This window comes from Verrucomicrobiota bacterium (genome assembly GCA_034440155.1).
Taxonomy (GTDB): Bacteria; Verrucomicrobiota; Verrucomicrobiia; order JAWXBN01; family JAWXBN01; genus JAWXBN01.
Genome location: JAWXBN010000056.1, coordinates 1 through 11,459, shown reverse-complemented (window position 1 = coordinate 11,459; position 11,459 = coordinate 1). Strand labels below are relative to the sequence as shown.

Genomic DNA, 11,459 nt, shown 5'->3' with positions numbered 1-11,459 from the left:
TGTACGTACACCACCAGTACTCTTCCAACGACTCGCCTTTCCAGGCGAAAACAGGGATACCGGCAGCGGCAATGGCCGAAGCAGCGTGATCCTGTGTCGAGAAGATATTACAGCTTGCCCAACGCACGGAAGCCCCGAGGGCTGTGAGTGTTTCGATCAAGACAGCTGTCTGGATCGTCATGTGGAGGGAGCCGGTGATCCGGACCCCGTTCAAGGGTTTGGTCTTACCGTATTTGGCGCGGACGGCCATCAGACCGGGCATTTCATGCTCGGCGATTTCGATTTCTTTACGACCCCATTCAGCAAGGCTCATGTCCTTGACTTTGAAGTCGTTTGTTGCGGCTACTAATGTGCTCATAGGGTTCCTTATTTTAATAGTGTAGAGAGGGTTATTTGGCCACTTGCTTGAGGGCGGCGACTTTGTCGGTCTTTTCCCAAGTGATGGAATTGAGGTCATTGGTTTTACCAAAGTGACCGTAGTTAGTTGTCTTTGAGTAGATCGGGCGCAGTAAGTTAAGCTGCTTGACGATTTCGGCGGGTTTAAAGCTGAAGACTTTTTCGACAGCCTTCGTGATTTTCACATCGGAGATCACACCGGTCCCGAAAGTATTCACATACACGGAAACGGGGTTTGGGTAACCGATCGCGTAGGCAAATTGCACTTCGGCGCGGGTAGCCAGTCCGGCAGCCACGATATTTTTAGCGACGTAACGGGCCATATAAGCGGCGCTACGATCAACTTTGGAAGGATCTTTTCCGGAGAAAGCCCCACCACCGTGACGGCCCATGCCACCGTAGGTATCCACGATGATTTTGCGTCCGGTTAACCCACTGTCGCCTTCGGGTCCGCCGACGACGAAACGTCCGGTCGGGTTGATCAGGAATTCTGTTTTATTGTCGAGCAGGCGGGCAGGGAGGACCTTGCGGACGACCTCGTCGATGATGAATTTTTCAATCGTCTTGTGGCTGACGTCAGCGGTGTGCTGAGTGGAGACGACTACAGCTGTGATACGGGTGGGTTTCCCGTCGATGTATTGGACCGAGACCTGACTTTTTGCGTCGGGACGCAGCCAGTTGACTTTACCGCTCTTGCGGATCTGGGTCAGCTTTTTGCCTAAACGGTGGGCGAACATAACCGGGGCAGGCATGAGCTCGGTAGTTTCATCGCAAGCATAACCGAACATCAGGCCTTGGTCGCCAGCACCTTGTTCAGCGGTTTTTTTACCGGAAGCTTTTTTGGCATCCACCCCTTGGGAAATGTCGGGGCTTTGGCGGGTCAAGGCATTCATGATATGAACCTTGTCCGCGTGGAAAACGTCATCATCATTAATATAACCGATTTCGCGGATAGCGGCGCGGATGACTTTATTGTAGTCGAACTGGGCGCGGGTGGTGATTTCCCCGGCGACGACGACGAGGTTACTCTTGACGAGGGTCTCGCAAGCTACACGTGAGGTTTTATCCTGAGCCAAGCAAGCATCCAAAATGGCATCGGAGATTGTATCACACACTTTGTCGGGGTGACCTTCGCCGACTGACTCTGATGAAAAAATATAATTTTCTGAACTCATAACTCCCAATGGTTTGTTGTTGATGTCGCCAACTTCATATTGACGTATCATGATATGTTGATATAACTTTGCCATGTCGTCAACCCTGAAAGTGTGGAAAATTTTAACAGACCCGACTCGCCTGCGCATTTTGCGCCTGATGGAGAAGGAGGCTCTCACCGTTTCTGAGCTCCAAGAAATCCTTTCCATGGGGCAGTCCAGGATATCTACACACCTTTCACAGCTCACTAAAGCTGAGCTGCTTTCAGCAAAAAGGGAAGGCAAACGCACCTATTACGCATTAACCCCGGTCCCTGAGTCTAAACAAATTGCCCAGGTCGCCCTGCAAGCCGCCAGTGAATTACCTGAATCCGCCAAAGATCAGGCCGGATTAAACCTTGTCCTGCATAAAAGGAAGGAAACAGCGCGCCTTTATTTTAACCAAGTCGCCGGGCGATTCGGTAAAAACTACGGGCCGGGCCGGTCATGGCAGGCATTCGCCCAAATGCTCCTTCCGCTTTTGCCGGAGAATCTCGTGATCGCCGATCTCGGGGCCGGTGAGGGGCTTGTTTCCCAGTTATTGGCGCGGTCGGCAAAAAAGGTGATCGCCGTGGATCATTCAGAAAAAATGGTTCAGTTCGGGCGTGAACAAGCCAAAAAGAACGGGCTAAAGAATTTGGAATTCCGCCAAGGGGATATCGAAGAACCGCCCTTGGACGAGGAGTCCGTGGATATTGTCTTACTCAGTCAAGCCCTCCACCACGCGGCCAACCCCCGCCGTGCCTTGGCCGCTGCGCGCAAATTGCTCCGCCCGAGCGGTAAACTCGTGATTTTGGATTTGAACGAACATAACTTCGACCAGGCCCGTCAAATGTATGGGGATCACTGGCTGGGCTTTTCACAGGGTGATCTTCGTAAATGGATCGAAGAGGCTGGGTTTGAAAAAATCCGTGTGGATATCGTTTCCCGCGAAGACCAGGCCCCCCACTTCCAAACCATTCTCGCCACGGCTATCCGGCCCGCCTGAGGATTTTTCTCTTTCCCCGTCTAGTGCTTCATGGTTATTTTCTTTTTATCATGTCTCAGAAAATTTTTGTCATCGGTGGTGGTGGCCGCGAACACGCGCTGTGCTGGAAAATCGCCCGCAGTCCGTTAGTGGGTTCGATCCTTTGTGCCCCCGGAAATCCCGGGATTGCGCAAATTGCGCAGACGCGGGCTGTTTCACTGGAAGACCTTTCGGCCCTGCTGGAGCTTGCGCGTGAATTCCAGCCTGATCTAACGATTGTCGGCCCGGATAACCCCTTGGCCCTCGGGATCGTGGACCTGTTTACGGCTAACGGATTCAAAACATTTGGTCCGAATCAGAAAGCCGCGCAATTTGAGGCGAGCAAGGTTTTTACGAAGGAATTCTGTCTCAGGCATCATATCCCCACCGCCCGCAGTGAGCAGTTTACAGATGTGACAAAGGCACTGGCATGTTCCCGGGATTGGCCCTTTCCCCAAGTGATCAAAGCCGACGGACTCGCCCTCGGTAAAGGCGTGATTATCGCGCAAAATGCGGCAGAGGCGGAGGCGGCTATTGATGATATGTTAGTGAAAAAAGTTTTTGGTGCGGCCGGTGAAAAAATCCTCATCGAGGAGTTCTTGACCGGGCCGGAGATCAGTGCCCATGCATTCGTCGACGGCAAGACCTTTGCGATGATGCCGATCGCCCAGGACCATAAACGGGTAGGGGAAGGCGATACCGGTTTAAATACAGGGGGGATGGGAACCTTTAGCCCTGTTCCTTTCGCCAGTGACGCAGATATCGCGCAAATTGCTGAAGAGGTATTTGAACGTTTTATGGAAGGTTGCCGGAAAGAAAATATCGATTACCGGGGGATCCTCTTTCCTGGATTGATCCTGACCACAGACGGGCCGAAAGTCCTAGAGTTTAATGCCCGGTTTGGTGATCCGGAGACACAGAGCTACATGCGGCGGATGGAGAGTGATCTCGTGGAGGTTTGCCATGCCTGTGTCGATGGGACACTCGCCGGTCAGGAAATCCGGTGGAATACACAAACTGCTATTTGTGTGGTCGTCGCTTCGGGCGGGTATCCCGGTAATTACCAAAAGGATAATCCTATTACCGGACTGGATCACGCCTCCGAAATGCCCGGTGTCGTGGTATTCCATGCTGGGACATCCCTTAAAGACGGTGCAGTGATAAATTCCGGTGGGCGTGTGCTCGGGGTCACTGCCTTGGAGGATTCCCTCCCGGCCGCACGCCAAAGAGCTTATGCTGCCGTTGATCAAATTCATTTTTCCGGTGCCTTCTGCCGCCGGGATATCGCAGCAAAAGGTTTAGTCTAAAACGAAGTTTCACGGCACCAGTCCGCCAAAGGGGGGGAGATTTCACCACGAAGATCACGAAGGAAGAAGTTTCAAAAGCGGGGGTTTCACCTAAAGTTTGGGAAGGAACGCAAAGTTTTTTCCGCTTAATCCGTGAGGGGGAGCGGCCCTGCCTGCTAGAGGATCTTTCTGCTCGGTGTTAATACTCGAAAACAACGACTTGGTGCATGGTGAGACTGGGGACGGTCACGGTTGCTTGGCCGCGGGAGTTTTTGACTGGTAGTGCGGCTTTTTCTAGGGGGACTTTGACACGTTTGATTTTCTGGGGAACACGTAAGCTGACCTTGATGTCATGCAGCGTGACGATATCTTCGATGATCGAGCAGCGTCCGCGTTGGATCGGGCTGGCGTAGAGCAGGTGGAGGACGTAACGGCGGTTTTGGGGTTGGTGCCAGAGGTTGATCCGGCCTTCGCTAGGGAGACGGATTTCCACGACAGGCTTTTTGTAGAGGAGCCCTAATGCATTGAGGAATAAATCCCGGTGTAGTCGTGCGCCATGAGGCTGGTAAATGGCGCCGAGGGCATGTGGCAGGAAAATGATATTACCGTGGCGGAATGCGCCGCTGTGCCGGGCAGGTTTTTCCTGGTTAGCGGTATTTTGGTGTGAACAGAATTTGCCGTAAGTGCACGAGAAGAATGGTTCATAAATTTCCGCCAGTACGGTGGCCTTGGTCGCTGTGTAACGCGGGGGGGGGGTATAATTCAGGAGAGGGGACGTGACCATATTCCGAGAGAGTTCCTTTCCGACTTTCAGGTAGTCGCAGTCGAATTTAGCGGGGCCGATGTATTTGACGCCGGCATCGAGAATGACTTTGCCGAAAACCTTTTCCAGGAGACTCTCACCCAGGACGAGCAATTTGCTCGCCCAGCAGGTCGAATTTTAAATGGGGATGCCGGATACCGATGTCAGTCGGGTAATAACAAAGGCTATGGTGGCACTTCGCAAAAAGGGTGACAGAATTCACGTGCCCGGTTTTTAAGGCTTTTTGGAACCCGGCGCGGTTGAATTTATGGCTGATTCCTTTGATGTATTCGGAAGTGTGGAAGTCTAAATGGATTTGGCGGCTGGGTAATGGGAAATTCATTAGAGCACCAGATATACGCGCATCATTGTAGTTTCTCGACTATAAATTCCAGGACTCTGGGCGGACTGTACCCGAGCAGGAATATTATCTTCGTTATGGTTGGATTTCTGGGGGCAATCAGGCATTGTTTTATATCCGTCACAAACTTTACCTCTATGGAAATCAGCAAGCACCTCGACCAATTCGAAAAACAGATTAAATCCTGCGGGCGGAAATTTGGCATCACAGCTTTGGTCTTTATTTCCCTGTACCTGCTGATTGGGAACGCGCGTTCGATTCAACCAAATCCCTTTGTCACCGGTGGGACGATTGCGGTGAATATGGTCATTCCGGTTCTCGCCGGAGTGCTTTTCGGGAGATGGATGGGTTTTGTCGTGGGATTTTTTGCCGCGGTGGTGAATGGATTATTGCCGGAGTTTTTCGCCATGGGCACTCAAATCGACGGGATAGATATCCTGGCGGCTATCCCCCATGCGATCATGGGTTTTTTGGCCGGGGTATTATCACGCAAATATTCCGACCTGATCGCGTTTAGTTCGCTTCTCGTGGGACATATCCTGAATTTAGCGTCATTTTATCTGGCGGGGATCATGACCATGGCGGAACTGAAGAATCCCTCCCTTTGGGGGCAGATCCTCGTGGAAACAATTATCGGGATGATGGCATGTATGGTTCTTTGCGCCCTATACCGTCTGGCATTTTTATCACCTAAACGGGAGCTTTGTCCCCCGGTATGAAGCTGAGCCTGAAACCTGAAATCTGGTCCAGGATGGTCGTGATGATTATTCTTCTCACGGCCGCCTTGGCTTTGTGCCTGTATTTTGAATACCTTTTTTTGACGTTCCTGACGGGTGTATGTCTTTTGGTCATGGCGGAAAAACTCGTGAATGATTACCGGTCACGGATGATCTCGAATAAGATGTCGCCCCTGACGAAGGTGGTGAATGCCGTCAGCTTGAGTTTACTCTGGGTGGTGGCGATTATTTATTTGATGGGGGATTCACTCAACCAAGTGAGCCGGGCCTTAGAGCAATTTGCGCACAAGGGACAGGATGCCGCGGTCTTCTATGAAAAAAGTGTCCATGGCATTTTGCCTGTCTGGTTCCGTGAGGAGATCCTGACAAAGGATAATTTTGTCAATATGGTACAAGTGTTTGAACGTCAAATGAGTGACGGGTTTATTGCCACGACCTATGTGATGATATATGGGTCTCTTCTGATTCCTTTGATGTTTTATTATTATTTCCGTAAGCGCGAGGATATGCGCCGTGGCATTATCAGTCACCTCCCGGCAAAAATCGCCTACCGTTATAGCCGTGCGACGGGCAATATTAATAGCATGTTACGCGATTACCTCGCGGCGCGTGTGGTGGAGAGTATCTTGGTGGGTGGGATTTGTTGTCTAGGCTTTTATGTGGCCGGGGTGAAGGGATGGTTGATTTTCGGGGTGTTGGCCGGGGCGTTGAATGTGATTGATTTTATCGGGCCGGTATTAGGAATCATCGCCCCCCTTGTGGTATCCCTGCTTTTGCAGGATTACATCGCAGTAGGTGGAGTGGTGATCACCGTCGTGATTGCTCAGGCTATCGATAATTTTTATCTGATTCCTTTTATGTTATCCGACCGGGTCAGTATCGACCCACTCCTGACAGTTGTCCTGATTATTATGGGGGGGACAGCCTTCGGGATCATGGGAGTCATCATGGTGATACCCGTTTACCTGATTTATAAAATCATCCTCATAGAAGTCTATGAAGAGCTTTTAGGTGTGTACGACCCCTCCTGTGCCGGTGAGTCGAAGAAGCCTTGAGGAAGGGGAGGCCAAATCTGGCGCGCAAAATAAACCAATCTTTACGGGCAATGATTTTTTGTGACTTAAGCCATGACAAGAGTCGCGGAAGGGCGTAATGTCCACGACACAAAATGATGAAATCAATGACTGGCTACGGCCGCGGTGAATCACGTTCCAAAAATCTGGCGATTGTCTGTGAAATCAGCTCGGTAAACCAAAAGGCGCGGGATATATTCGTGCGTTTCCCCAGGGAGATCGAAAATCTGGAGCCGCGCATCCGCGAGGAGATTTCCCACAAGGTCGTCCGAGGTAAACTCAGTGTGTCGATAACCATGCAGTCCGGTGATGGGAACGAGCAAAATGTCTCGCTCCTGAATGAAGATGTGGCCCGCCATGCACTCAAGGGCCTGCGCAAATTACAAAAAGATTTGGGTTTGTCCGGTGAGGTCAGGATCGAGACCCTGCTACGGATCCCCGGGATTTTAAATGCCCCCACGCCCACTCTCAATGCGGATTCCGCTTGGCCGACCGTACAGAAGTCCTTGCAAAATGCTCTTGGTGCCTTGCTAAAGATGCGTTTGAAGGAAGGGGCATTTTTGAAGAAAGAACTCATGGAAAGGCTCAAAAACTTACGCAAATTGCACGCGCAAATTGCAGCCTTGTCCCCTTTGGTGGTCCAAAAACATAGGAAGTCTCTGCATGAACGGATTAAGGCTGCGGGCGTGCAAATTGATCTTGATGATGAAAGGTTGATTAAAGAAATCGTCTTTTTTGCCGACCGCTCAGATATTACCGAGGAGTTGACCCGGTTAAAAAGCCATTTCGCCCAGATGCAGGAAGCACTGAATAGTAAAGATCCCGTCGGACGCACACTCGACTTCCTGATCCAGGAGTTAAATCGTGAGGTCAATACCATTGGTTCAAAGGCCAATAATGTGGAGATTTCCCAAAGGGTCGTCGAAATGAAGGCGGAACTCGAGAAAGTCCGCGAGCAAATCCAGAATATCGAATAACCCGGTCCTAACCATCCAAAGGGGATGTGTCCGGACAAAAAGAAAATGGAGATATAGATTTGCCCTTGGGACAAGTCTGATTATACTCGCGCGATTATGGATGGGCAGGGTTTCACCATTATTGGGTGGAAGTTTGGATCATTTTAAAAGGCAGAACGAATCGTTCCTTCTATTAAGGGATGAGGAAAACTTGAACCCATAAAAAATTATGAAAAAAATAGAAGCGATCATCAAACCGTTCAAACTCGATGAAGTTAAATCCGCACTGTCTGATATCGGGGTCGAGGGTATGACGGTCACGGAAGTCAAAGGTTTTGGCCGCCAAAAAGGACATACAGAAATCTATCGCGGGAGTGAATATACCGTGGATTTCCTGCCGAAGATTAAAGTCGAAATCGTGATTACCGACGACATCGTCGATAAAACGGTAGAAACGATTATTAAATCCGCCCATACTGGCAAGATCGGTGATGGCAAAGTCTTTGTCATACCTGTCGAGGAAGTCATCAGGATCCGCACCGGTGAAAAAGGCGAGAAAGCGGTCTAATCCCTCGGCTTACATTTTATCTTTTCAGACGGCCTCAGCATTTTTTTGCGGGAGGCCGTTTTTTTTTGGAGAACTACGTATATTTGATAACTTCTTCAATGGTCGTCGCGCCGTCGAAGATCGAGCGCAAACCATCATCACGCAATGTGCTCATACCCAGTTCAATGGCTTTTTGGCGGATGACCACCGACGGGGCGCGTTGGTTGATCATGTCGCGGATGGGTTCGGTAACATCGAGGAGTTCATAAATACCTTTCCGTCCGCGGTATCCTGTCATATTACAATCGGGGCATCCGGCCCCAGTGAAAAACATTTTATCCCCCATCTCATGTGCGCTCAGGCCGATCGAGTCCAAGGCCGTGTCATTGGGTTCATAAGAGGTTTTGCAGCTTTTGCAAATGGTCCTGACCAAACGTTGTGCAAGCACCCCTTCGAGTGAAGAAGAAATCAGGAAGGGCTCCACGCCCATATCGATCAAACGGGTGACGGCACCGGGCGCATCATTTGTATGGAGGGTGCTCAAGACCAAGTGACCCGTGAGGGAGGCTTGAATAGCGATTTGGGCTGTTTCTAGATCGCGTGTTTCACCGATGAGGATGACATCAGGATCTTGACGCAAGAAAGCGCGGAGGATTTTCGCAAAGGTTAATCCGATATTATCATTGACCGGTACTTGTTGGATACCCTCCACCTCGTACTCCACCGGATCCTCTGCGGTGAGGATTTTGATTTCGATGTCGTTGATCTTATTTAAGCAGGCGTAGAGGGTTGTTGTTTTCCCTGAGCCAGTCGGGCCGGTGACGACAAAAATGCCATTGGGTTTGCGGATGACTTCATTTATGTATCCAAAAATGCCTTCGGGCATGCCCAGACCGTCGAGTTCCATTTTGACCGTGGATTTATCTAGGACACGGAGCACGACGCTTTCGCCATATTGGGTGGGTAGTGTGGAGACACGGAGGTCGACCGGGCGGTTGGCGACATTGAGCTGGATACGGCCGTCCTGGGGCAGGCGGCGTTCGGCAATATTCATGGCCGCCATGACTTTGATACGGGAGATGACAGGGAGGGCCATTTGCCGTGGGGGTGGTGCCATTTCGAGCAGGCCACCATCGACACGGTAACGAATACGGAAGATATCTTGAAAGGGTTCAAAGTGGATGTCACTGGCGTGGGCTTGGATGGCGCGGTAGAGGACCAGATTTACATATTTGACGACAGGCGTGGTATTAGCCTCGGCTTCAATATCCTTTGCATCGCGTAGTCCATAGGCCCCGATCCTTTCGGCTTCCTCCTCGAGGATTTGTGCACCGAGGACATCGAGCATGCTGCTGTCTTCACCGTAATATTTTCGGATGGCATCCTCCACCTTGGAAGGGGAAGCGACAACCATCGAGATATCCTTGCCTGTCGTGAAACGCAAGTCGTCGAGGACTTGGAGGGCAAAAGGGTCGGCCAAGGCCACCGTCAGTGTCATTCCGTCCCATGAGACGGGAATTGAGGAATTCATCCGGACGGTATGCGCGTCGAGCATCTCGATGACTGAAGGGGGCACCTCCATGGTTTCCATCGGGAGATATTCATAACCGAGATAAACGGCGATTAATTCTAAGAGGGTGGGCTCATCAACGATCCCGTAATCTAAGGCGATTTGTGTGGCGGACTTACCCGAGCGGGGGATCTCGTCATTCATTTCCGAGAGTTGATCGGCATTAAGCAAATGGTTGGTTTGCAGGATCGAAATGATTGTATCGTTATGAGCTTCGAACATGGGTGTATCCTATTCCTTGAGGAGTTGCTTCAAGTCCTCGGGTCTTTGGCTCATGGTCATGACCGTATTCATATCGATAATGCCTTGGCGGAGTAAATGAACTAAGTGTGAATCCAGTGTCCACATGCCGAGCTTGCTCCCGGTTTGCAAATCTGAATAGAGCGCGAATGTTTTATTATCCCGGATTTTATTCGCGATCGCATCGGTTTGCACCATGATTTCTAGTCCGGCGATGCGGCCTTTGCCGTCTTGGCGGCGCAGGAGGACTTGGGAAATAACGGCTTTAAGATTTCCCGAGAGCTGGATGCGGATTTGATCTTGCTGGTCGGTCGGGAATGCCCCGACGATCCTGTCCACAGTGCGGGAAGCTCCCGTGGTGTGGAGTGTGGCAAAAACGAGGTGGCCAGTCTCGGCGGCATTAATGGCAGCCTCCATCGTCTCTAAGTCGCGCATTTCCCCTACGAGGATCACGTCGGGATCTTCGCGGAGCGCCCGGCGGAGGCCTTCGGAAAAGCTCGGGCAATCCACGCCGATTTCCCGCTGGTTAACGATCGATTGTTTATGGGGATGAAAGTACTCGATCGGGTCTTCAATAGTCAGGATATGGCCGCGCACATTTTCATTAATATAATTAATCATGCTTGCCAGAGTCGTTGACTTTCCTGAACCCGTCGGGCCAGTGACGAGGATAAGTCCGCGCGGGGTAAAAAGGAGGTTTTTGATCTGAGGGGGCAGGCCGATCATATCCATGTCGAGGAATTTTGTCGGAATCTGGCGGAGTACGAGACTCAGATTACCTTTTTGGCGGAAGACATTCACGCGGAATCGCGACGCCTCCCCGTAAGCAAATCCGAAATCGACGCTGCCCATCTCGCGGAGTTTTTGCTGGCGGTCGTCGGAGGTAATCGAGCGCATGATCTCTTCGGTGTCCTCGGGTGTCAGCGGGGGCAGGTCCAAAGGAGTGATCTCCCCGTTTAACCGGCAGGCCGGGGGGAAATTCACGCTCAGGTGCAGGTCCGAGCCGCCTTGCTCGATGATGAAGTCCAAAAGTTGTTCAATCGGGACAGCCATGGTTATTCTTTATCCCCCACGGTAATGCTTAAGACCTCTTCCGGGGTGGTCATACCCGCGAGCACTTTTCTCATGCCGTCCTCGCGTAATGTGCGCATGCCCAGTTCGCGGGCCCTTTGGCGGATGGAGCTGACGGTGGAACGCTCGTAAATCATCCGGCGGATATCATCATTAATGACAAATATTTCAAAAATACCGGCGCGTCCGCGGTAACCAGTGCCGTTACAATTATCGCAGCC

At 51.1% G+C, this 11,459-nt stretch carries 13 protein-coding genes; 6 read left to right on the top strand and 7 right to left on the bottom strand.

Annotated elements, in window-relative coordinates:
- Together SGI98_05995 and metK are read right to left on the bottom strand one after the other, a co-directional pair.
- Window positions 1-358, bottom strand: a 358-nt coding sequence (locus SGI98_05995) for an adenosylhomocysteinase (GenBank protein MDZ4742954.1), incomplete at its 3' end; no start/stop codon positions are given.
- 31 nt (window positions 359-389) lie between these two features.
- Window positions 390-1,571 carry a methionine adenosyltransferase gene (gene metK, locus SGI98_05990; protein ID MDZ4742953.1) on the bottom strand — a complete coding sequence of 394 codons (1,182 nt, stop codon included), beginning with the start codon at window positions 1,569-1,571 and terminating at the stop codon, window positions 390-392.
- A gap of 73 nt (window positions 1,572-1,644) precedes the next feature.
- On the opposite strand from metK, the gene SGI98_05985 reads away from it, so the two are divergent.
- Window positions 1,645-2,577 (top strand): metalloregulator ArsR/SmtB family transcription factor, encoded by a 933-nt coding sequence (locus SGI98_05985; protein MDZ4742952.1) that lies wholly within the window; start codon window positions 1,645-1,647, stop codon window positions 2,575-2,577.
- A gap of 50 nt (window positions 2,578-2,627) precedes the next feature.
- Complete coding sequence (purD, locus tag SGI98_05980) at window positions 2,628-3,902, top strand: phosphoribosylamine--glycine ligase (protein ID MDZ4742951.1); 1,275 nt, start codon at window positions 2,628-2,630, stop codon at window positions 3,900-3,902.
- Window positions 3,903-4,080: 178 nt separating this feature from the next.
- On the opposite strand, the gene SGI98_05975 is transcribed toward purD, so the two are convergent.
- Together SGI98_05975 and SGI98_05970 are read right to left on the bottom strand one after the other, a co-directional pair.
- Window positions 4,081-4,797: a hypothetical protein gene (locus tag SGI98_05975; GenBank protein MDZ4742950.1), complete on the bottom strand. Its 717-nt coding sequence runs from the start codon at window positions 4,795-4,797 to the stop codon at window positions 4,081-4,083.
- On the bottom strand, window positions 4,781-5,026 hold the full coding sequence (locus tag SGI98_05970) for a hypothetical protein (GenBank protein ID MDZ4742949.1): 246 nt from the start codon (window positions 5,024-5,026) through the stop codon (window positions 4,781-4,783). Before SGI98_05970 ends, SGI98_05975 begins: the two co-directional genes overlap by 17 nt.
- Window positions 5,027-5,181: 155 nt before the next feature.
- On the opposite strand from SGI98_05970, the gene SGI98_05965 reads away from it, so the two are divergent.
- From SGI98_05965 to SGI98_05950, 4 genes are all read left to right on the top strand, one after another.
- Complete coding sequence (locus SGI98_05965) at window positions 5,182-5,763, top strand: hypothetical protein (GenBank protein MDZ4742948.1); 582 nt, start codon at window positions 5,182-5,184, stop codon at window positions 5,761-5,763.
- Window positions 5,760-6,836, top strand: a complete 1,077-nt coding sequence (locus tag SGI98_05960) for an AI-2E family transporter (protein MDZ4742947.1) — start codon at window positions 5,760-5,762, stop codon at window positions 6,834-6,836. Before SGI98_05965 ends, SGI98_05960 begins: the two co-directional genes overlap by 4 nt.
- A 116-nt stretch (window positions 6,837-6,952) precedes the next feature.
- Entirely contained in the window at window positions 6,953-7,831 is an 879-nt protein-coding gene (locus SGI98_05955; protein ID MDZ4742946.1) for a YicC/YloC family endoribonuclease, read from the top strand.
- 208 nt (window positions 7,832-8,039) lie between these two features.
- The gene (locus SGI98_05950; protein MDZ4742945.1) at window positions 8,040-8,378 is read left to right on the top strand and encodes a P-II family nitrogen regulator; all 339 of its coding nucleotides are present in this window, start codon (window positions 8,040-8,042) and stop codon (window positions 8,376-8,378) included.
- A 73-nt stretch (window positions 8,379-8,451) separates the two neighbouring features.
- Here SGI98_05950 and SGI98_05945 read toward each other — a convergent pair whose 3' ends face one another.
- The 3 genes from SGI98_05945 to SGI98_05935 form a co-directional block, all read right to left on the bottom strand.
- A complete protein-coding gene (locus SGI98_05945) occupies window positions 8,452-10,149 on the bottom strand; it encodes an ATPase, T2SS/T4P/T4SS family (protein MDZ4742944.1) in 1,698 nt (565 codons plus the stop codon).
- A 9-nt stretch (window positions 10,150-10,158) separates the two neighbouring features.
- The gene (locus SGI98_05940; protein MDZ4742943.1) at window positions 10,159-11,220 is read right to left on the bottom strand and encodes a type IV pilus twitching motility protein PilT; all 1,062 of its coding nucleotides are present in this window, start codon (window positions 11,218-11,220) and stop codon (window positions 10,159-10,161) included.
- Window positions 11,221-11,222: 2 nt separating this feature from the next.
- A partial coding sequence (locus SGI98_05935; GenBank protein MDZ4742942.1) for a type II/IV secretion system protein occupies window positions 11,223-11,459 on the bottom strand: 237 nt, incomplete at its 5' end.

Coding starts and splice junctions, on each gene's coding strand:
- SGI98_05985 (MDZ4742952.1), top strand. CDS start 1,645: ATGTCGTCAACCCTGAAAGTGTGGAAAATTTTAACAGACCCGACTCGC.
- purD (MDZ4742951.1), top strand. CDS start 2,628: ATGTCTCAGAAAATTTTTGTCATCGGTGGTGGTGGCCGCGAACACGCG.
- SGI98_05950 (MDZ4742945.1), top strand. CDS start 8,040: ATGAAAAAAATAGAAGCGATCATCAAACCGTTCAAACTCGATGAAGTT.
- metK (MDZ4742953.1), bottom strand. CDS start 1,571: ATGAGTTCAGAAAATTATATTTTTTCATCAGAGTCAGTCGGCGAAGGT.
- SGI98_05945 (MDZ4742944.1), bottom strand. CDS start 10,149: ATGTTCGAAGCTCATAACGATACAATCATTTCGATCCTGCAAACCAAC.
- SGI98_05965 (MDZ4742948.1), top strand. CDS start 5,182: ATGGAAATCAGCAAGCACCTCGACCAATTCGAAAAACAGATTAAATCC.
- SGI98_05970 (MDZ4742949.1), bottom strand. CDS start 5,026: ATGAATTTCCCATTACCCAGCCGCCAAATCCATTTAGACTTCCACACT.
- SGI98_05955 (MDZ4742946.1), top strand. CDS start 6,953: ATGAAATCAATGACTGGCTACGGCCGCGGTGAATCACGTTCCAAAAAT.
- SGI98_05940 (MDZ4742943.1), bottom strand. CDS start 11,220: ATGGCTGTCCCGATTGAACAACTTTTGGACTTCATCATCGAGCAAGGC.
- SGI98_05960 (MDZ4742947.1), top strand. CDS start 5,760: ATGAAGCTGAGCCTGAAACCTGAAATCTGGTCCAGGATGGTCGTGATG.